Consider the following 19,583-nt stretch of genomic DNA (forward strand, 5'->3'; position numbering starts at 1 on the left):
ACCCCCCCCCCCCCCCCCGCGGGGGGCCCCCCCCCCCCCCCCCACGGCCGCACTGCTGTCACTGCCCGCCACGGCCGAGGCCGTCACGCCACCGCCGGCCGTCGCCGCGCACGTGGCGGTCGCGCCCTACCCGGCGGGCGTCGCGCTCACGCCGGACGGCGGCCACGCCTACGTGACCAGCCAGAGCAGCGGCGCCGTCAGCGTGCTGGACACCGCGAGCAACACCGTCTCCGGCGGCTTCACCGCCGGGACGGGCTCGTACGCCGTCGCCGTGTCGCCCGACGGGCACCGGGCCTACCTGACGCACCACCTGGACAACGCGGTCAGCGTCGTGGACACCGCGACCGGCACCGTCACCGCGAGCGTCCCGGTCGGTGCCCAGCCCTGGGGCCTCGCCCTCGCGCCGGACGGCTCCCGCGCCTACGTGAGCAACGCCGCCGCCAACACCGTGAGCGTGCTGGACACCACGACCGACACCGTGACCGCGACCGTGCCGGTCGGCGCCGAACCGCACGGGCTGGCCGTGACCGCGGACGGCACGCGGCTGTACGTCGCCGCCTCCGGGGACAAGGCCGTCACCGTGGTGGACACCGCGACCGGCACGGTGAGCGGCACCGTCGCGGTCGGCCACGGCGCCTTCGGGCTCGCGCTCAGCCCGGACGGCACCCGGCTGTGGGCCGCCGACGGCGACGACGGCACCGCCGCGGTGATCGACACCGCGGCCGGCACCCTCCTCGGCACCGTCGCGGTCGGCTCCGGGCCCTACGCCGTGACCCTCTCCCCGGACGGCGCGGCGGCCTACGTCTCCAACTACGCCGACAGCACCCTGAGCGTGGTGGACACCGCGAGCCGGACGGTCACCGCGACCGTCCCGGTCGGCGCCGCCCCGTACAGCCTGGCCCTGACCGCCGACGGGCGGCGCGGCTACCTCGCCGACTTCACCGGCGACGCCGTCGACGTGGTGAACTTCCCGCTGCCGCTGCCGGACGTCACCGCGATCAGCCCGAACGCGGGCTCCGGGGCGGGCGGCACCACGGTGACCATCACCGGCACCGACCTGGCCGGCGCCACCGCCGTCACCTTCGGCGCGGCCGGCGCCGCCACCTCGTTCAGCTGCACCAGGGCGAGCTGCACCGCGACCGCCCCGGCCACCACCGTGACCGGGCCGGTGGACGTCCGGGTCACCGGGCCCGGCGGCACCAGTGCGGCCGTCGCCGCCGACCACTTCACCTACACCGCCCCCGCCGCCCACCTGGGCGTCGCGCTCACCGCGACCCCGGTGACCGGGCTGTTCTCCAGCCGGGTCGACTACACCGTCACCCTCACCGGCCAGGGCCCCGACCCCGTCGCCACCGCCACCGTCGCCGCCGACCTGCCCGCCGGGCTGACGGCGACCTCCGGCGACTGCACCATCGCCGCCGGGAAGCTCGGCTGCGCGCTGACCGCGCCGCTGGCCAAGGGCGCGAGCACCACCCGGCACTTCTCCGTCCAGGTCGGCCTGTTCTCGCTGCTCCGCAGCTGGGACGTCACCGTGGCCCGCACCGCCGGAGCGCCCGCCGACCCGTCGCCCGCCACCAGCCGGGCCACCCGCAGCTGCTCCGCGGTCCTCGGGCTGCTGATCACCTGCAAGTAGCGCCCGTCCAACGCGCACGGGCAGCCGCGCCGGGCCCCGCCGAGACCCTTCGGCGGGGCCCGGCGCGTGAAACGGCCGCGCGAGGTGTCCGAAGGCGTACCGACTCGGTCCCCGGTCCTCGGTCCCCGGTCCGCCGCGCCATGGCCCTGCCGCCCGGCCCGTGGCCGGTGTCACCGCACGGCGAACGGCCGGGGCGGCGGCCACCGAATCCCCTCGGTGGCCGCCGCCCCGGCCGTCAGGACCGCTGCCCGGGAGCGATCGGCGCCCCGGCGGCGGATGCTCGGAGTCGATCGGCTCCGATCGGATCCGCTCAGAGCTTCTGCCAGGCCGGCTTGGCCGCGTAGGTGTCGCGGAAGTAGTCGGCGAGCTTGAGGCGGGAGGCGGCCGCCTCGTCCACCACCACGGTGGCGTGCGGGTGCAGCTGGAGCGCCGAGGCGGGGACGACCGCGGACAGCGGGCCCTCGACGGCGAGCGCGACGGCCTCGGCCTTGGCCTCGCCGGTGGCGAGCAGGACCAGGTGGCGGGCCTCCAGGATGGTGCCGATGCCCTGGGTGATGACGTGGTGCGGGACCTCGTCGATGCTGTCGAAGAAGCGGGCGTTGTCCACGCGGGTCTGCCGGGTGAGGGTCTTGATCCGGGTCCGGGAGGCGAGCGAGGAGCAGGGCTCGTTGAAGCCGATGTGGCCGTCCGTGCCGATGCCGAGCAGCTGGAGGTCGACGCCGCCGGCCTCGGCCAGGGCGCGGTCGTAGGCGATGGCCGCCGCGGCGATGTCGGAGGCGTTGCCGTCCGGGCCCAGGAAGGAGTCCTCGGTCAGGCCGAGCGGCTCCACGACCTCGCGCAGCACCACCGAACGGTAGGACTCCGGGTGGCCGGCGGGCAGGCCGACGTACTCGTCCAGCTGGCAGATGCGCGCCCTGGTGGCGTCCAGCCGGCCGTCGCGGACCCGCTCGGCCAGGGCCTGGTAGATCGGCAGCGGGGTCGAGCCGGTCGCCACGCCGAGCAGGGCGTCGGGCTTGTCGGTCAGCAGATCGGTGATCGCCGCGGCGATGAGGTCGCCGGCCGCACGGGCGTCAGGGACGATCACGATTTCCATACTGGGTCCACCGTTCTGAGGCGAGTCTGAGGTCTAGACCTCCGAGGTCTAGACCAGTTTGCCGTGAAGGGGCGCCCCAGGTCCACCCGGGTCCGGCCCCGGGCGGTCTTCGGCCCGCCGCCCCTTCCGCCTGGTGGGAACGGCGAGGGCCGGTCGTCGGGGCGGGATGCCCCGACGACCGGCCCGGTGTTCGTGCCGACTACTGCTTCCCGCCCCCGGGTCGTCCGGACGGCTGCCCGGTCGTACGGACGGTGTGGGGGTGGCGGGTGCGGCGCCTCGGCGGCTCCGCGATCAGAACGGGTTGGTACAGGTGGTGGCCTGCTGGGTGACGTCCAGCGCCGGGCCCGCGGTCGCGCAGATCACGCGGGGGCCGGTGGCGGTCACCCGCGGAGTGACCGCCTTGGCGGAGCCGAACTGCACGGTGGTCGCGGTGGCGACCGTCTCCCACGGGCTGCCCCAGGCGGCCTGGGTGCGGATCTCGACCCGAACCATCGTCAACTGGCCCGGGGCGGCGCTGACCTGGGCGACGCCCACGACGCCCCCGCCGTCGGCCTGGTGCGAGACGCAGGGCTGGTTGAGCACCGCGGCGCAGGCCGCGGCGTCGGTGCCGGACGTCGCCGTGGCCGCCATGGCCGGAGCCGCCGTCAGGCCGGCTATCCCTGCCGTCACCAGCGCCACAGCTGCGATCCGAGCGCGCATGATGCGAACCTCCTTGGAAATTAAGGGAATCTCACTCCTTGAGATGAGTCTTGCACACATTGTGGAATCGGCGCGTGTGCGTTGCGTCACACTCATGGTGACGGTTCAACTACATCCTGCAACCATTCGCCGCTCGTTCAGCACACGGACAACTCCCGTCCTGACGGACGATCAGTTCGTGCGGGCGGCTCACCCGTCCGGGTGGCGGGTTGCCTCCGGGGCGAATCGGACGGATACCATCGACCCGATCCCACGGAGGTGCCGCGTGGACACGGTCATCGTGCAACTTCCCTGCCCGGGGCCCGAGACGGCGCCCGGAAAGCCCCCCGGCCTGCTGCGGATGGGCCCGGGCGAGGCCGCGGTGTTCGGACGTGGGGAGCCCGGCCGACCGGTCCCCATCCCACTGCCCGACCAGGGCGTCTCCCGCCGGGCGGGAGAGGTGGTCGCGGCCGAGGACTACTGGCGGCTGTCCAACTTCAGTGCCTCGGCCACCTATGTGGTGGAGAACCTGGAGGGCGCGGGCGAGCACGTCAAGGTCGCGCCCGGCCGGCTCGGTGCGCCCGTCCCGTTCGAACTCTCCCGGGTGCTGCTGCCCGCCCTCGGCGAGCCCGCCGCCTTCAAGGTCTTCGCCCCGCAGCACGCCTACCTCGACGGCCGTCCCGACGGCACCGGCGGCGAACACACCGTCAGCCCGTTCGCCCTGGATCCGACCGCCAAGTACTTCCTGGTCCTGCTCGCGCTCTGCGAGCCCCGGCTGCGCTCGCCCTCCGCCGCGGCCGTCCCCGGGGTGGCCGAGGTGCTCGCCCGGCTGCGGGCCCTGCCGTCCTGCCGCTCACTGAGCCGCTCGGCGGTGAACTACCACATCGACTACCTGGTGGAGACCAAGCTGCGGCTGCGCGAGCCGTACGAGGAGGGCGCTGGCGGCGGCAAGCGCGAGGACCTGGTGGCGCTGGCGCTGAGGTTCGACCTCGTCCGGGAGGAGCACCTGGCCCTGCTCCCGCCCCGGCGTCCGGCCGCCCGGCCGTGACGCCCGGCGCTCCGCCCGGGCCGGAGTCCGAACCGCCCGGCGACGGCACCGGGCCGGACGGCCTGCCGTTCGAGGTCCCGGCGGGCTACCCGATCGCCGGCTACCGCCTCGGCGCCTTCCTCGGCGCGGGCGCCTGGGGCAGCGTGCACGCCGCCGAGGGCCCCGACGGCAGCCCGGCCGCCGTCAAGATCCTCGGCGCGGCCCGGTTCAGCCCCGGCCAGCGCCGGACCGTCGCCCGGATGGCCCGCAGCGAGCAGCGCTTCAGCCGCCGCGCCGACCACCCCCACCTGATCCGCACCCTCGCCGTGGTCACCGTCGAGGACCCGGACCACCCGGCGCTCGACGGCGCCGTCGCCCTGGTGATGGAACGCGCCGCCCGCAGCCTCCAGGACCTGCTGGCCGAGGTGCGCCCCGGTACGGCGGTGCCCGGAGCCGAGCGCATCCTGACCGGGGTCTGCGCCGGACTGACCCACATGCACCGGGCCGGCTGGGTGCACGGGGACCTGAAACCGGCCAATGTGCTGCTGATGCCCGACGGCACCGCGAAGATCGCCGACTTCGGTCTCACCGCCGAGCTGGAGGGCACCCACGCCTACGCCCCGCCGCTCGGCTCGCCCGACCACGTGCCGCCCGAGTGGTGGTCCGAGCGCACCGGCGCCCGCGGCGTCGCGGTGCGCCCCAGCGCCGACGTCTGGGCCTTCGGCGTGATCGCCCACCAGCTGCTCACCGGCGGCCTGCACCCCTTCCTCGGCACGACCGCCCGGGCCCGCTCGCTGGCCGCCCAGGCCTACGCGCGCGGTGCCGCGCCGCTGCGGCTGGACGAGGCGCTGCCGGTGCGCTGGCGGTCCGCGGTCACCGCCTGCCTCGCCGCCGGGCGGGAGGAGCGGACCCGTACCGAGCTGGCCGTGCTGGTCGCCCGGGCCACCGCCCCGCCGGCCCGGCGCCGCCGCGTCGCCGTCCGGGCCGGCGCGCGCCTGCTGGCCTGCGGGCTCGCCGTCCTCGCCCTGGCCGGTGGAGCGGAGCCGGGTGGGCCGGGCTCCGCCCACCGCGCGGTGCCCCCGCTGCCCGGCGCGATCCCGGCCGGCTCGGACGTCCCCCTGGCGTACCGGGGCGTGATCGAGACCGCGGCGCGGCGCTGCCCCGAGCCGGAGGTCACTCCGGTGCTGCTGGCCGCCATGCTGAAGGCCGAGAGCGGCTTCGACCCGAACGCCGCCCGCCCGGAGACCGGCGAGTACGGCATCGCGATGTGGACGCCCTCGGTCTTCGAGGCCTGGGGCAAGGCCGCGACCCACCCCGGCGCCAGGTCGTACTGGGACCCGGGCGACGCGATCGCCGCGATGGGCAACTACGCCTGCTGGCTCGACCAGCAGATGAAGCGCCACGGCTTCACCCGCGACCTGCCCGCCCTGGTCGCGGCGGCGTACCGCACCAGCGACAAGACCGTGGCGGGCGCCGGGGGTGTCCCGGAGCGGGTTCGGCAACATGTCGACAAAGTGCTTCAGTATCTTCGTGGCTACGGTGGGTCATCGGGCGAAACGGGATGAGTTGTGCCACATCCATACGTATCCCGGCGCGGGCACCCGGGTGACGGGCCCCCGGTCTGGGATCCTCGGCCGCATGATCACGAAGCTCCGCGCCGCTGTCGCGCAATGGACCGTCGTCGTCCCGGTGGTGTCGTTCCTCGTCCTCATCCTGACCTGGCACGAGGAACTGCCCGGCTGGGTGGTGGCCGTGGTCGCCTGCTTCCTGGTGGGCGCCGTGCTGTCCGCCGTGCACCACGCCGAGGTCATCGCGCACTGGTCGGGGGAGCCCTTCGGATCACTGGTCCTCGCGGTGGCGGTCACCGTGATCGAGGTCGCGCTGATCGTGACGCTGATGGCCGACGGCGGGGACAAGTCCTCCACGCTGGCCCGCGACACCGTCTTCGCCGCCGTGATGATCACCTGCAACGGCATCCTCGGGCTGTCCATCCTGGTCGCCGCCGTCAAGTACCGGACCGCCGTGTTCAACGCCGAGGGCACCGGCGCCGCGCTCGCCTGCATCGCCACCCTCGCGACCCTCAGCCTCGTGCTGCCGACCTTCACCACCAGCTCGCCCGGCCCGCAGTTCTCCACCACCCAGCTCACCTTCGCGGCCACCGCCTCGCTGGTGGTCTACGGGCTGTTCGTGGCCACCCAGACCGTCCGGCACCGGGACTACTTCCTGCCCGTCACCCCCGAGGGCCGGGTGCTGGACGAGGAGGAGCACGCCTCCCCGCCCACCCTCCGGGCCGCCGGGGTCAGCCTGCTGCTGCTCGCCGTCGCCCTGGTGGCGGTGGTGGGCCTGGCCAAGGGCGTGTCGCCGACCATCGAGAAGGCGGTGGACGACGCCGGACTCCCGCACGCCGTGGTCGGCGTCGTGATCGCCATGATGGTGCTGCTGCCGGAGACCATCGCGGCGCTGCGCGCGGCCGTCCGCAACCGCGTGCAGACCAGCCTCAACCTGGCCCTCGGCTCGGCGCTCGCCAGCATCGGCCTGACCATCCCGGCGGTCGCGATCGCCTCCAGCTGGCTCTCCGGCCCGCTCGTCCTCGGCCTCGGCGCGGCGCACATGGTGCTGCTGGCCCTGACGATCGTGCTGCTCACCCTCACGGTCATCCCGCGCCGGGCGACCCCGTTGCAGGGCGCGGTGCACCTGGCGGTGCTGGCGGGGTACGTGGTGCTGGCGTTGAACCCGTGACGGCCCGCCGTCCGTAGTCGAGGGTGGAAGCCCCTGGCCCGTCCCCCCGTGCGGCCAGGGGCTTCCGGTGTTCCCGGGGCCGGTCGGACGGGCCCGTGGGGCCGGCGGTGTCGAGACTCGTGGGACGGACGGTGAACCCGGGACGGGGTGGTGGCCGTGCTTCCGGGTGAGGGCCCTGGTCCGCCCCCGTGGCCAGGGCCCCTCGTCGAATCCGGTGCGACCGCCGGTGAGCCCCCGAGGTCGGTGAACCCCCGAGGGGGTGCGCGCCGTGGAACGACAGGGAGCCCCTGGTCCCGCAGCTGCTCGCGGGCCAGGGGCTCAGTGGCGCCGCGGCTCGGTCGCGGCGCGCTGCCCGGGACGCACCCGGGCGGGTGCCTCAGGAGCTGGTGCGGCGACGGCGGGCGTAGACCACCGCGCCCGCGCCGCCCAGCAGCAGCACGGTGCCGGCGCCGGCGTAGAGCAGGGTGCCGTCGCTACCGGTGGTGGCCAGCTTCTTGCCGTCCGACGCGGCGCCCGGGATCGGGGTGGGCACGCTGACCTTGTCGGGCATGATCAGCGGCTGCTCCGGGTTGACCGGGGTCTCGGTGGTCGGGACGTGCACCGGGACGGTGGCGGTCGGCGCGTTCGACGGGGCCGGGCTCGGGGCGCCGGTGGGCTGCTCGGTGGCCGGGGTGGTGGCCGAGGTGGTGGCCGGCGTGGTCGCCGGAGGCGTCACCGGGGCGGTCGCCGCCGGGGTGGTCGGGATGGCCGTCGGCGGCACCGGGGGCTTCGGCGTCTCGCTGGGCTTCGTGCTCGGGCTCGCGCTCGGCGAGGCCGGGGTCGTCGCGGGCGGGGTCGTCGCGGGCGGAGTCGCCGGGGTGGTGGCGGGCGTGGTGGCCGGGGCCGACGGGGTGTGCGAGGGCACCGTGGTGGGGCTCGCCGGCGGCGTCTTCACCGGGGTCGGCGGCACGGTCGGAGAGGGCTTGCCGGTCGGGGTCGGGCTCTGCCCGCCGCAGTCGACCTTGAACACCTTGTGCTTGGGGTTGTTGAGGTCCGGCTTCTTCGGCAGCTGGCCGTCCACCAGCTCGACCGACTGCCAGTAGAGCTTGTAGTGGCCGTCCGGCAGGTGGATGTCCTCGGTCCGCACGTGGCCGTGCGGGTCGACCGGGATGTCACCCCACGCGGCGAGCGTCTCGCCCTTGGGGCCGACGGTGGAGATCGCCCAGATCACGTCCTGGTTGGCGTCGAAGCCGAAGGAGTCCAGGTAGAAGGTGCAGACCTTGGGCTCGTTGCGCACGTCCTCCTGGCCGGTGGCGGCGTCGTGGATCTTGACGGTGCCGTTGTTGCCGGGGGCGCCGCCCTTGCCGCCCGAGACGGCGTGCGCGGCGGGGGCGAGCAGCATGAGTGCGGCGGCGGTCGGGACGGCGACCAGGGAGCGCGCGGCGGTGGAGCGCAGGTGCATCGGAGTTCCATCGGGTACGGCAGGCCGGGACGGGCCCGCGCGGTGGGCGGGAGCCTCTGGTCGGCGCTCGGCGGGAGCCGGTTTCGTGCGACGGGAGGGGCACAAAAGTTCCCGCAGTGGGAAACCTGACGCAAGGGAGGTTTGGCCGAATTGCATCGCTCCAGGCGATTGGTCCGACTAGTTCGCTATAACGATCTGATCACCCGCTTGTCATGGTTCCGCGTGCCATCGAGGCGTTCGGGCGGTCAACTCCGGGTCCCGGTCCGGCGGGTGAATCCGGACGTCCGCGGTGGCCGGTATTGACCGGTCCGCGGCGACGGCCTGCGTGTCGGGGCGGCGGGCGGGTGCCGGGGTTCTCTATCGTCCGTCCGGAACCGCCCAGTCCGAGGAATCCGTCGCGTGAACAGCCGATCCGACCCGTGGGAGAGTGCGATGCCCGGCCCAGAGCAGACCGTCCGGCCCGAGGAGACCGACAGGGGCGAGGAGGACGTCCAGGCCGCGGAGAGCGCCGACGTCATCGTGGTCGGCGCCGGACCGGCGGGCTCCACCGCCGCCGCCCACCTCGCCCGGACCGGCCTGGACGTCCTGCTGCTGGAGAAGTCCGCCTTCCCGCGCGAGAAGGTCTGCGGCGACGGCCTCACCCCGCGCGCCGTCAAGCAGCTGACCGACCTCGGCATCGACGTCTCCGAGGAGGCCGGCTGGCTGCACAACCGGGGCCTGCGACTGATCGCCGGGCACCGCTCGCTGGAGTTCGACTGGCCCGAGCTCTCCGCCTACCCCGGGTACGGACTGGTCCGGCGCCGCGCCGACTTCGACGAACTGCTCGCCCGCAAGGCCGCGTCGGCCGGCGCCCGGCTGGTCGAACGCGCCAATGTGACGGGCCCGCTGCTGGACGAGCGGACCGGCCGGATCACCGGTGTCACCGCCAAGTCGGGGGAGGAGCGCCGGCCGGTCGTCTACCGGGCCCCGGTCGTGGTCGCCGCCGACGGCAACTCCACCCGACTGTCGGTGGCGATGAAGCGCTACCGCCGTACCGACCGTGCGATGGGCGTCGCGTACCGGACGTACTTCACCACCCCGCGCCACGACGACCGCTACCTGGAGGCCTGGCTCGACCTGCGCGACCCCGACGACCGGGCCCGGCGCCTGCTGCCCGGCTACGCCTGGGTGTTCGGCATGGGCGACGGCACCGCCAACGTCGGCCTCGGGGTCCTGGACACCGCCAAGACCGAGGTGGACTGGCGGGAGCTGCTGCGCCGCTGGTGCGACGGCCTGCCCCCGGAGTACGGCTACACCCCCGAGGGGGTCACCGAGCCGATCCGCGGCGCCGCCCTGCCGATGGGCCTCAACCGCCGGCCCCACTACGCCGACGGCCTGCTGCTGGTCGGCGACGCGGGCGGCACGGTCAGCCCGGGCACCGGCGAGGGCATCGCCTACGCGATGGAGTCCGGCCGCTTCGCCGCCGAGACCATCGTCCAGGCCCTGGCCCGCCGCACCGACCGGGGCCGCGAACTCGCCCTGCGGGCCTACCCGCAGGCGCTGCGCTCCGCGTACGCCGGCTACTTCGCGCTCGGCCGCCTGGCCGCCGACCTGCTGGGCCGCCCGAAGCTGCTCGGCGCGGCCGGGGCCTCCGGGCTCGGCCACCCGGCGCTGCTGAAGGTGGCGTTCCGGCTGATGGTCAACCTGACCGAGCCGAACTCCAAGGACGCCCTCGACCGGCTGCTCCACCTGCTCGGGCGGGTCGCCCCGGGGAAGTGACCCGGCGACGCCGGACCGCCCATCCTCCCGGACGGGCGGTCCCGTCGTCCCGGCTTCGGCCGAATTCGCGACGTCGAACACGCAGTCGCACGGATCGTATTGACGAATGATCAGAAGATCCGATTGCCTGGTGTCGAACCAGCCACGGAGGGTGAGTACAGCGCCCCTCCGTGGCTCCCTCTTCGACTGCTGACCGTTCGACGGAGACACCCGTGCGCCTTCGCCTTCGCCTGCTCGTCGCGCCGCTCGCCGCGGCCGCCGCCCTCACCGCCGTGTGCACCCCCGCCGCCCTCGCGGCCCCGGCGGCCACCCCCTCCGACCAGTGCTCCGCCGCGTTCCGCCACGACGACGCCCGGCTCGGCCCCGCCGACCTTCCCACCACCGGCCCGGTCGGCCGCCAGCTCGCCGGCTACCAGCGCACCGGCGGCACGAGCGACCAGGCCTTCCTGGCCCAGTACTACGACCCGGCCGGCAACGGCGGCAAGGGCGGCTGGATATACCCGCCGGCCGACGGCTACGTCACCCTGCCCGACGGCAGCCCGATCGAGTTCGACCTCACGCTGTACCCGAACCAGAACATCGACCGCTACGGCAGCGAGTACGGCGCCTTCCTCGCCCCCGAGGGCCTGCCCTACGCCAACCGCGCGATCCCGCCGCAGAGCCTGGACGGCAACCCGCCCGCCGCCTGCAACTACCACGACTACAAGGTGGTCAAGGCCTTCACGGTGCACGCCGGCCCGATCGCGCCGTGGTTCAACCAGCCCGGCTGGGGCCTGCAGTACCAGCTCGACGGCACCCTGTTGCCCGGCGGCCCGGCCAGGCTGAACGTGCTCTGGCTGGTCGAGAACGGCTACCTGGCCCGGATCTGACCCCGGTCCGCGCTCCGCGGGTCCGCAGCGTCCGGGCCGTGGACCCGCGGGCGCCGCGGACCCGGCCGGGCACCGGGAAATTCGCTGGCGGGTTCGGCGAAGCGGGGAGTAGGAAGACGGAATGACCATCAGCGCTCCCGGCACCGACCGACGCGTCTTCCACCCCGCCGTCCTCGACCTCGGCGACGTCGTGCTGCGCCCGTGGGGGCGCGCCCTCGACGTGCCCGGCGGCATCGTGCCCGCCCTGGTCGCCGCCGCGGCGGACCCGGCCGTCCTGCGCTGGACCCCGCTCAGCGCCTCCGGCCCGGTCGATGCCGAGGCCTACCTCGACCGCTGCGAGACCCGCTGGGCCGAGGGCAGCGCCGCGCCCTTCGCCGTCATCGACGCCGTCGACGGCAGCCTGTGCGGCAACGTCTACCTGGGGTGGACCAACCGGGACGACGGCGTGGCCATGGTCGGCTACTGGCTGCTCCCTCCCGCCCGCGGCCGGGGCCTGGCCACCAGGGCCACCACCGCCGTCACCCGCTGGGCGGTGGAGCACGCCGACGTCCGCCGCATCGAGCTCTACCACGCCGTCGGCAACGAGGCCTCCTGCCGGGTCGCGGAGCGCGCCGGCTTCCCCTACGAGGGCACCCTGCGCGCCTCCTACACCTACGGCGGGGACCTCTACGTGGACGAGCACCTGCACGCCCGGCTGGCCTCCGACCCGTTCACGGAGTAGGGCCCGTCCGGCGAAGCTCCGCCGGACGGGCCCCGGGGCACGGCGGCGGCCTCAGCCCCAGACGGTCCCGCCGTGGACGCCGTACGCGGGGGCGGCGGACACGGCGAAGCGCTCCTCCTGCATGGCCGTCAGCCTGCGGACCACCAGGACGGCGAGGACCGCTGCCGCCACCGACAGCAGGTCGGAGGCGAGCAGCCAGCCGACGGCCTCCTGGTAGCCGTCCGCATACTTCGCCGAGGCCGAGTCGAGGTACCGGGAGCCGATCCGGCCGGTCACGTTGGAGGCCCAGAACGCGGCCCACCAGAGGGTGAGCAGCGTCTGCGGGAGCTGCGGGCGCACTCCCGAGGCGTCCGGCCGGGCGCTGGCCTGCCAGATGTCGCCCGCGATCTGCCGGGGGAACCAGAGCGCGACCACGGGGGTGAACCAGCTGCCGATCGCCCAGCCGCGCTTGAACCGGTGCCCGCGCGGGTCGAAGACCTCGGCGTTCACCCGGACCCGGTGGAACCAGGCGACGAACGCGATCGCGGACGCGGCGAGGGCCACCACCTGGAGGAGGCCGACGTTGTCGTAGAGCAGCGCCGTGTCCATCAGCGAGGACCCGTCGGACTCGGCGCCGGTGGCGAGCGCGCCGGCCTCCGCGTACAGCGAGGACACCGACGCCGAGCGAGGCGAGGGTCGTGGCGCCGCAGACGGCGAGCAGGACGGTGGCGGCGGTGGCGCCGGCTCTCGGCGAGCGGTACACGGCGGGCGAAGGCATCGGGGAACGGACTCCTGGACTGGACCAACGTGACGGAGCGCCACCCTAGGGCCAGTCGATCACCATGACCAGCCATTTGCCGCGGCGGGGCGGAGCCGGGCGGACCCCGTCCCACGAGCTGTCCCCGCCCCCTCTCCCCGCCCCTTCTCCCCGCCCCCTCTCCCTGCCTCGGACCGGCGGCGCGGGCCGGTGCGTCGCCGGTTCGCCCGGACGGATCCGGGGCGCAGGCTGCGCGCGTGGCGGAGGAGCGACCTAACCTGGATGGGGAGGGTTCGGTGTGTCGCCCGCGAACGGAAGCGGTGGTCATGACGGTGGTCTCGGCGGCTCTCTTCGGTACCGACTGGTGGCAGCCCACGCTCCCCGGCGGTGCCGAGTTGCTGCGCGAGTGCGCAGCCCGGGGCTGGACGGTGGTGCTGACCGGCCCCGGGCCGGCCGGGGCCCCGGCGCTCACCGTGGCCGATCCCGGGGGCGACCCGGTGCGGGCCGCGCTGGACCTGGTGGACGGCAGGCCCGGGCACGCCGTGGCCGTCGCCGGGAGCGTGCGCGAGGTGCGGGCCGCTCGGCGGGCCGGGGTGCCGTGCGTCGCCCTGACGGCCGGCCGCGACACCGGGCCGGAGCTGCGGGCGGCGGGCGCGGCCGAGGTCCACCGCGACGCCGCCGCCCTGTTGAGCGTCCTGGACGACAGCCTGCTCGCCCGCCCCCGGGCCTTCGGACCCGTCGGCGCCGGGACAGGCGGGGCCCGGAACGGTTAGTGCCGGCCCGTACCGGGCAACCGCCGGGTGCGAGCACGTCACCGGAGTGTCGGAGGTGACCGAGATGGACGGACCCGCGTTGAGCGGATGGGAGCGGCGGCTCCTCGAGGAGATCGAGTCCGATCTGCGCCAGGACACACGGCTCGACCGGAAGCTGAGCACGATGGGCGCCAGGGCGCCCGGTCGGGTCCGGCGGGTGTGCCGCGGGGTCTCGCGCAGGATCTCGGCGGGGGTGATGGTGACCGCCCTGATGATGACGGCGATCTGTCTCGGCGTGGGCGTACGGACCCCGGCCACCGCCGTACTGGTCGCGCTCGGTGTGGTCTGGGCGGCCACGGTGGCGGCCGCCGTCGCCGCCTCCGAGCTGCTGCGCCGCCGGCGCGAGGCCCGCGGCGGAGTCGAACCGATGGACCCGGCGGAGTACCGGGAACGCCGTGAGCGCCGCGAGCGGCGCCCCTGGGACCGTCCGGAGGCATGATCACGATGACCACCGACCTGTGGGAGTACCGCCCGGGCTCCCATCCCGCCGCCGACCTCACGCTGGTCGGGTACGAGGTGCACGCCACCGACGGCCCGGTCGGCCGGGTCGAACAGGACGCCGGGGACCACCTGCTGGTCGACGCCGAGCCCTGGGTGCCGGGCACCCGGGTGCTCGTCCCGACCGGACTGGTCGCCCGGCTCGACCACCTCGACCGCGCCGTCCACCTGGACTGCCCGCGCGCCCGGCTCAGCACCGCCCCGCCCGCGGCCGCGGCCGTCGACCTGACCGCACCGCACCCGGGCTGAGCGACCGCACCATGGGCTGGCCGTCCACCACGCTCACCGGCCGGACGATCGCGTTCCTGGTCGCGCCGTACGGAGCCGAGCAGGTCGAGCTGACCGACCCGTGGCAGGCGGTCGCCGAGTCCGGCGGCACCCCGCGGCTGCTGTCCACCGCCGAGGGGCGGGTCCGGACCGTCCGGCATCACGCCGAGGGCGACACCTTCGCCGTGGACGCCTTGGTCGCCGAGGCCGACCCGGCCGACTACGACGGGCTGGTCCTGCCCGGCGGCGTCGCCAACCCCGACCGGCTGCGCCTGGACCGCCCGGCGGTCGCCTTCGTGCGCGCCTGCTGCGCCGCCGGCCGTCCGGTCGCGGCGATCTGCCACGCGGCCTGGACGCTCATCGAGGCCGACGCCGTCCGCGGCCGCACCCTCACCTCCTGGCCCAGCCTGCGCACCGACCTCGTCAACGCCGGCGCGCACTGGGTGGACGAGCCGGTGCACGTCTGCCACGACGGCCCAGGGCCGCTCGTCACCAGCCGCAAGCCCGCCGACCTGCCGGTGTTCGACGACGCCTTCGTGACGGAGTTCGCCCACGCGGCGGCGAGCGGGAGGAGGTGAGCGCGCGGGCGGGAGCGAGCCGGTGGGGGATCACCGGCGGGCACGGGTGACCCGGTGGAGGCGGTGCGCACCTCGGCGGGCCGGGCCGGGCCGGGGCGGGTCGCGGCAGGCCGCCGGGCGGCCCGTCAGTCGCCCCGCAGGCGGACGAAGGTGGCGGTGGGCGGGCGGCCGGTGAGGGTGAGTTCGGCGCGCAGCGGGGAGGTCAGCGGGTGGACCGGGCCGTGGTCGGGGTCGGTGGTGGGCGGGCCGAGCAGGGGGCGGACGATCTCGGCGACCTCGCGGGACTGGACCGGGGTGAGCCGCGGGACGGTCAGGAACACCCGCCCGTCGTCGAGCTGGAGGATCAGCGCGTGCGGGTGGGCGGCCGGTCCGGTGACGGCCCGGACGGTGGCGTCGAGGGTGTCGCCGCGGCGGTACTTGACCCAGACCCGGCCCGCGCCGCGCGGCCGGTACGGGGCGGCGGCGGCCTTGCAGACCAGGCCCTCCACCCCGGTGTCGGCGAGCCGCTCCATCCACTCCAGCGCCTCCGCCCGGTCCGTGGTGGCCATGACCGGCTGGATCGGCGGCGGGACGTCGGCGAGGGCGGCGAGCAGCAGCCGGCGGCGGTCGGTGAGCGGCAGCCGGCGGACGTCGCGGCCGGGCAGCGCCAGCACGTCGAAGGCGATCAGGCCGAGCGCCACCTCGGGGGTGGCGGCGCGGGCCCGGCGGGTGCGCAGCAGCTCGTCGAAGGCGAACCGGCCGCCGCGCCAGGCGACCAGTTCGGCGTCCAGCACCAGCCCCTCCGGCAGCCGGGCGACGGCGGCGGCGATCGGCGGGAACTCGGGTGCGAGGTCCCGGCCGCTGCGGGACTGGAGGCAGGCGGGCCGCTCTCCCCGGGCGAAGGCGACGCAGCGGAAGCCGTCCAGTTTCAGCTCGTACTGGACGCCCCCGCCGCCCAGGCCGTCGGCGGGCGGGACGGCGGTCACGGCGGCCGGGCGCATCACCTCGACGGGCGGGTGCAGCACCTGGCGCGCCGGCGGCCGCGCCGCGGACGCCGAGGGCACCGCGGACGCCGGGGGCTCTCCGGACGCGGAGGGCGCGCCGGGCAGCGGCCGGGCCCGTCGCGGGTCCAGCAGCGGGGCGAGCAGGTCGCCGTGCGCGGCCAGTCGGTCGGGCACCTCGGCGAGGGTGAAGACCAGGTCCTGCTCGTCGCCGGCCCGTTCCAGCTCCTCCCAGGCCAGCGGGGTGGAGACGGTCGGCAGCGGCCGGGCCCGCAGGGTGTACGGCGCGGCGGTGGTCTTCTTGGCGTTGTTCTGCGACCAGTCGACCAGCACCCGGCCCCGGCGGCGGGCCTTGGCCATGGTGTGCACCACCAGCTCCGGGAGCTCGGCCTCCAGGGCGGCGGCCAGCGCCTTCGCGTACCCGGAGACCCGGGTGCTCGGCGTGGGCTCGATCGGGACGAGCAGGTGCAGGCCCTTGGAGCCGGAGGTCTTCACCCAGGCCGTCAGGCCGTCCGCCGCGAGCCGCTCGCGCAGCAGCAGCGCGACCGTGCGGCAGGTGAGCACGTCGGCGCCCTCGCCGGGGTCGAGGTCCAGCACCAGCCGGTCGGCGAGGGCGGGCGCGGCCGCGTGCCACTGCGGGACGTGCAGCTCCAGGCAGCCCAGGTTGGCGACCGCCAGCAGCGCCGCGCCGTCCTCCAGCACCACCTGCCGCAGTTCGCCGGTGTTGCTCGGCACGTCGACGGTGCGCACCCAGTCCGGGGTGCCGGGCGGCGGGTTCTTGGCGACGAACACCTCCGCCGCTACGCCGTCCGGGCAGCGCAGGAAGGACACCGGGCGGTCGCGCAGGTGCGGGAGCAGGGCGGTGTGCACGGCGGCGTAGTAGCGCAGCACCTCGCCCTTGGGCGTGCCGGTGCGCGGGTAGTACACCTTGTCGAGGTGGGAGAGCGCGAGGGTGCGCCCGTCCACGGTCATCTGCGGCACGGTCCGCCTCCGACGCCCGGGAAGCCTCCGATGCCTCCGGTGGGTGCCCCCGAGGCCAGTCTGCCCCGGTTCGGGGGCGACCGCCCCGAGGGCCGCTACCGGGACGGGCCGACCAGCGCGTGGGCGTCCGCGACCAGGCCCGCGATCCGGGCCCAGTCCGGCGCCGGTCCGTCCAGGCGGACGCCCAGCCACCCCCGGTGCCCCACGTACGGCGGGCGGAAGCAGCGCTCGGCGTCCTCCTCGATCAGCCGCTGCTGCGCTCCGCCGGGGGCCGCGCACCAGAAGGCGAGGCGGTCGTCGTGGTGGTGGTCCGCGAGCATCGCGCACATCCGGGCCCGGCGGCCGGAGCCCGCGAACCAGCCCGGCTCCCCGTGGCTGACCCGCTCCTCGACCTCCGGCAGCGCCAGGCACAGGGCGCGCAGCCGCTCCACCGGCGTGCGCACCGCGTCACCCCCGCGGTCGGGCGACCGGCCGGGGCGCGCCCGGGTACGTGCCGAAGTACCAGCGGTTGCCTTCCGGGTCGGCGGCGGCGAAGTCGCGCGAGCCGTAGTCGGTCTCGTGCAGCCCGGTGGTGATCCGGGCCCCGGCGGCCACCGCGCGGGCGTGCACGCCGTCCGGGTCGGCGGTGACCACGTACGCGGTGAAGCCGCCCGGCCGGCCCGGCCAGGGCTCGTCGCCCTCGGGCGTCTCCCGGTCGGATCCGAGCATCACGCCGCCGCCCTCGGGCCAGGCGAGTTCGGCGTGGGCGACGACGTCGCCCTCACCGTAGGCGACGACCTCCCGGAAGCCGAAGGCCTCCACCAGGAAGCGGATCAGGGCGCGGGCGTCGGTGGCGCGCAGGCTGGGCCAGACCTGCGGGGCGGGGGTCTCGGTGGCGTCCATGGCTCGCTCACTCCTCGGGAGACGCGGGTTGTCGTGCGGGTCGTTCGGTTTCCCACTCTGCGGCCGTACCCGGTGCCCCGCCATGGACGTTCCGGAACTCCGCCCGCCCCGGTCCCTCCGCCGCCGGCCGGGCGCCGGGCGCTGCCCCGGCCAGGGCTCGGGCCTCGCGGGCGGGCGCCGGGCCGGGGTCGCGGGCGGGGGCCGGGTTGCTTATGGTGAGGGCGCGGTCACACCGCTCCCGCTCCGACGGCGGGAGCCCGGGAGCGCCGCCGGGGGGATGCGGGGGGACCAGCGGGGGGAACCACCGACGAAGGAGTCCCCGTGACCACTGCCCGAGACATCATGCACACCGGTGCCCAGTGCATCGGCGCCCACCAGACGCTGGCCGAGGCCGCGAAGATGATGCGCGACAAGAACGTGGGCGCGCTGCCGATCTGCGGCGACGACCAGAAGCTGAAGGGCATCATCACCGACCGCGACATCGTGCTGCGATGTATCGCGGAGGGCAAGGACCCGGCCACCATGACGGCCATGGAGCTCTCCGGCCACCTGCACTGCGTGCGCGCCGAGGACAGCATGGAGGCGGTGCTGCGCAAGATGGAGCAGCACCAGATCCGGCGCATCCCGGTGATCGACGGGGAGCGGCTGGTGGGCATGATCAGCGAGGCCGACCTGGCGATGGGGCACCGGGACGGCCAGCGGCTGACCGATCAGCAGATCATCGAGTTCATGGACAGCGTCTACATGAAGCACTGACCGGCTGACACCCCGCGTGCCCCGCTCCCGCCCGCCCCGTGACCGGCCGGTCCCCCGTACCGGCCGGGCTCTCCGAGCGTGCCGGGCGGGGCACCGGTGCGTCTTGTACAAATGCGCATCTTCGACGGACGCGTACCTCGCGAAGGCGCACCTCGTGAAGGCGCATCTCGTGAAGGCGCACGCTTCGGCCCCGATCAGCCTCCGATGCCCAGGAGCGCGCTGGTCACCCGCCCGTGGACCCGGTCGGTGACCCGGCCGGCGGGCTCGATCAGGGCGGCGGCGGTGCGCCGGGAGGCGAGGAACGCGCTCGGCGAGCGGCCGACCATGGCACGGAAGTTCCGGTCGAGGTGGGACTGGTCGTAGTAGCCGCAGCACCTGGCCAGGTCGGCGCCGGTGGTGCGCGCCCCGGCGGTCCGGGCGCCGGCGGTCCGCCCCTCCTGGGCGGTCAGCACGTGGAGGGTGCGTTGGAGCCGCAGGATGCCGGCCGCCTGCTTGGGGGCCAGTCCGACCTGCTCGCGGAAGCGCAGCTCCAGCCTGCGGCGGCTCCAGCCGGTGCCCTCGACCAGGGCGCCGATCGGCACCAGCCCGTGCGAGTGCCGCAGTTGCCGCCAGACCCAGTGCACGGACGGATCCCAGTCCGGCCCGTACGCGAACAGCGCGCCGAAGTAGCCGTCCAGCATGGCGAACCGGGCCGGCCAGCTCGGTGCGTGGGCCAGCCGTTCGGTCAGCGCCCGCAGCCGCGGGCCCAGCACGTCCCCGGCCTCGGCCCAGTGCCCGCCGAGCTCCCCGGCCATCGGACCGAACGCCCGGAACGCGCCCTGCGGGGTGAGCGAGACGGCCAACCCGTGCAGCACGCCGGTGTGTTCGGCGATCGTCGCGGTGCGGCGCAGCCCGGCCGCGACCGAGCCGAAAGCGGTGGCGGGCGCGGGGGAGACGGCATCGGTGAGACTCATCGTGCCTTCGAAGGCGAGCGCCACCGTGACCACGTCCGTCGGCACCTCCAGCCGTCGCAACGGCTGCCGCAGGGCCACCCGGTAGCCGCGGTAGCCGAGGACGTGCGGGCGCAGCGGCACGGCGGGGGTGCCGAGCACCGTCCCGGGCGCGTCGGCGGTGAGGGTGCTGCGGGTCATCACA

Annotated in this window: 20 protein-coding genes and 1 pseudogene; 12 read left to right on the forward strand and 9 right to left on the reverse strand. The window is 75.4% G+C overall.

Annotated features, from left to right (window positions below; all coding sequences use genetic code 11):
* Positions 1 to 112 precede the first annotated feature (112 nt).
* Positions 113 to 1,633, forward strand: a complete 1,521-nt coding sequence (locus tag ABZ449_RS14470) for a YncE family protein (RefSeq protein ID WP_360345333.1) — start codon at positions 113 to 115, stop codon at positions 1,631 to 1,633.
* 310 nt (positions 1,634 to 1,943) lie between these two features.
* Here ABZ449_RS14470 and nagB read toward each other — a convergent pair whose 3' ends face one another.
* Together nagB and ABZ449_RS14480 are read right to left on the reverse strand one after the other, a co-directional pair.
* Entirely contained in the window at positions 1,944 to 2,726 is a 783-nt protein-coding gene (gene nagB, locus ABZ449_RS14475) for a glucosamine-6-phosphate deaminase (RefSeq protein WP_360345335.1), read from the reverse strand.
* 291 nt (positions 2,727 to 3,017) lie between these two features.
* The gene (locus tag ABZ449_RS14480) at positions 3,018 to 3,425 is read right to left on the reverse strand and encodes a hypothetical protein (protein ID WP_360345337.1); all 408 of its coding nucleotides are present in this window, start codon (positions 3,423 to 3,425) and stop codon (positions 3,018 to 3,020) included.
* Positions 3,426 to 3,690: 265 nt separating this feature from the next.
* Between ABZ449_RS14480 and ABZ449_RS14485 the strand changes: the two genes are divergently transcribed.
* The 3 genes from ABZ449_RS14485 to ABZ449_RS14495 all read left to right on the forward strand — a co-directional run bounded on the left by ABZ449_RS14485 (position 3,691) and on the right by ABZ449_RS14495 (position 7,170).
* Positions 3,691 to 4,452 (forward strand): serine/threonine protein kinase, encoded by a 762-nt coding sequence (locus tag ABZ449_RS14485; protein ID WP_360345339.1) that lies wholly within the window; start codon positions 3,691 to 3,693, stop codon positions 4,450 to 4,452.
* Positions 4,449 to 5,996: a serine/threonine-protein kinase gene (locus tag ABZ449_RS14490; protein WP_360345341.1), complete on the forward strand. Its 1,548-nt coding sequence runs from the start codon at positions 4,449 to 4,451 to the stop codon at positions 5,994 to 5,996. The genes ABZ449_RS14485 and ABZ449_RS14490 overlap by 4 nt, the downstream gene beginning before the upstream one ends.
* Positions 5,997 to 6,069: 73 nt before the next feature.
* On the forward strand, positions 6,070 to 7,170 hold the full coding sequence (locus ABZ449_RS14495) for an ionic transporter y4hA (protein ID WP_360345343.1): 1,101 nt from the start codon (positions 6,070 to 6,072) through the stop codon (positions 7,168 to 7,170).
* A 376-nt stretch (positions 7,171 to 7,546) separates the two neighbouring features.
* Here ABZ449_RS14495 and ABZ449_RS14500 read toward each other — a convergent pair whose 3' ends face one another.
* Positions 7,547 to 8,611 carry an LPXTG cell wall anchor domain-containing protein gene (locus ABZ449_RS14500; RefSeq protein ID WP_360345345.1) on the reverse strand — a complete coding sequence of 355 codons (1,065 nt, stop codon included), beginning with the start codon at positions 8,609 to 8,611 and terminating at the stop codon, positions 7,547 to 7,549.
* A 399-nt stretch (positions 8,612 to 9,010) separates the two neighbouring features.
* Between ABZ449_RS14500 and ABZ449_RS14505 the strand changes: the two genes are divergently transcribed.
* From ABZ449_RS14505 to ABZ449_RS14515, 3 genes are all read left to right on the forward strand, one after another.
* Positions 9,011 to 10,369, forward strand: a complete 1,359-nt coding sequence (locus tag ABZ449_RS14505) for a geranylgeranyl reductase family protein (RefSeq protein WP_360345347.1) — start codon at positions 9,011 to 9,013, stop codon at positions 10,367 to 10,369.
* A 212-nt stretch (positions 10,370 to 10,581) separates the two neighbouring features.
* Positions 10,582 to 11,238 carry a TNT domain-containing protein gene (locus ABZ449_RS14510; RefSeq protein WP_360345349.1) on the forward strand — a complete coding sequence of 219 codons (657 nt, stop codon included), beginning with the start codon at positions 10,582 to 10,584 and terminating at the stop codon, positions 11,236 to 11,238.
* 121 nt (positions 11,239 to 11,359) lie between these two features.
* Positions 11,360 to 11,959: a GNAT family protein gene (locus tag ABZ449_RS14515; protein WP_360345351.1), complete on the forward strand. Its 600-nt coding sequence runs from the start codon at positions 11,360 to 11,362 to the stop codon at positions 11,957 to 11,959.
* Between the two features lie 51 nt (positions 11,960 to 12,010).
* Here ABZ449_RS14515 and ABZ449_RS14520 read toward each other — a convergent pair whose 3' ends face one another.
* Positions 12,011 to 12,613: a DUF4328 domain-containing protein gene (locus ABZ449_RS14520; protein WP_360345353.1), complete on the reverse strand. Its 603-nt coding sequence runs from the start codon at positions 12,611 to 12,613 to the stop codon at positions 12,011 to 12,013.
* Positions 12,614 to 13,021: 408 nt separating this feature from the next.
* On the opposite strand from ABZ449_RS14520, the gene ABZ449_RS14525 reads away from it, so the two are divergent.
* The 4 genes from ABZ449_RS14525 (at position 13,022) to ABZ449_RS14540 (ending at position 14,850) form a co-directional block, all read left to right on the forward strand.
* Positions 13,022 to 13,468, forward strand: coding sequence for a hypothetical protein (locus tag ABZ449_RS14525; protein ID WP_360345355.1), 447 nt, complete (start codon positions 13,022 to 13,024; stop codon positions 13,466 to 13,468).
* Between the two features lie 64 nt (positions 13,469 to 13,532).
* Positions 13,533 to 13,946: a hypothetical protein gene (locus ABZ449_RS14530; RefSeq protein WP_360345357.1), complete on the forward strand. Its 414-nt coding sequence runs from the start codon at positions 13,533 to 13,535 to the stop codon at positions 13,944 to 13,946.
* A complete protein-coding gene (locus tag ABZ449_RS14535; RefSeq protein WP_360345359.1) occupies positions 13,943 to 14,254 on the forward strand; it encodes a PRC-barrel domain containing protein in 312 nt (103 codons plus the stop codon). Before ABZ449_RS14530 ends, ABZ449_RS14535 begins: the two co-directional genes overlap by 4 nt.
* 11 nt (positions 14,255 to 14,265) lie before the next feature.
* A complete protein-coding gene (locus tag ABZ449_RS14540) occupies positions 14,266 to 14,850 on the forward strand; it encodes a type 1 glutamine amidotransferase domain-containing protein (RefSeq protein ID WP_360345361.1) in 585 nt (194 codons plus the stop codon).
* Positions 14,851 to 14,975: 125 nt separating this feature from the next.
* On the opposite strand, the gene ABZ449_RS14545 is transcribed toward ABZ449_RS14540, so the two are convergent.
* The 4 genes and pseudogenes from ABZ449_RS14545 to ABZ449_RS14560 form a co-directional block, all read right to left on the reverse strand.
* A complete protein-coding gene (locus ABZ449_RS14545) occupies positions 14,976 to 15,830 on the reverse strand; it encodes a DNA ligase (RefSeq protein ID WP_360345412.1) in 855 nt (284 codons plus the stop codon).
* A gap of 102 nt (positions 15,831 to 15,932) precedes the next feature.
* Positions 15,933 to 16,802 (reverse strand): annotated as a pseudogene (gene ligD / locus ABZ449_RS14550) (non-homologous end-joining DNA ligase); the annotation flags it as partial.
* Positions 16,803 to 16,906: 104 nt separating this feature from the next.
* Positions 16,907 to 17,254: an MmcQ/YjbR family DNA-binding protein gene (locus ABZ449_RS14555; protein WP_360345363.1), complete on the reverse strand. Its 348-nt coding sequence runs from the start codon at positions 17,252 to 17,254 to the stop codon at positions 16,907 to 16,909.
* Positions 17,255 to 17,258: 4 nt separating this feature from the next.
* Positions 17,259 to 17,693, reverse strand: coding sequence for a VOC family protein (locus ABZ449_RS14560; protein ID WP_360345365.1), 435 nt, complete (start codon positions 17,691 to 17,693; stop codon positions 17,259 to 17,261).
* A 321-nt stretch (positions 17,694 to 18,014) separates the two neighbouring features.
* Here ABZ449_RS14560 and ABZ449_RS14565 point away from each other — a divergent pair, with 321 nt between their 5' ends.
* Positions 18,015 to 18,449: a CBS domain-containing protein gene (locus tag ABZ449_RS14565; protein WP_360345367.1), complete on the forward strand. Its 435-nt coding sequence runs from the start codon at positions 18,015 to 18,017 to the stop codon at positions 18,447 to 18,449.
* Positions 18,450 to 18,643: 194 nt separating this feature from the next.
* Here ABZ449_RS14565 and ABZ449_RS14570 read toward each other — a convergent pair whose 3' ends face one another.
* Positions 18,644 to 19,579, reverse strand: coding sequence for a helix-turn-helix domain-containing protein (locus ABZ449_RS14570; protein ID WP_360345369.1), 936 nt, complete (start codon positions 19,577 to 19,579; stop codon positions 18,644 to 18,646).
* Between the last annotated feature and the right edge of the window lie 4 nt (positions 19,580 to 19,583).

This window comes from Kitasatospora sp. NPDC005856, from assembly GCF_040629945.1.
In the GTDB taxonomy this organism is placed as follows: Bacteria; Actinomycetota; Actinomycetes; order Streptomycetales; family Streptomycetaceae; genus Kitasatospora.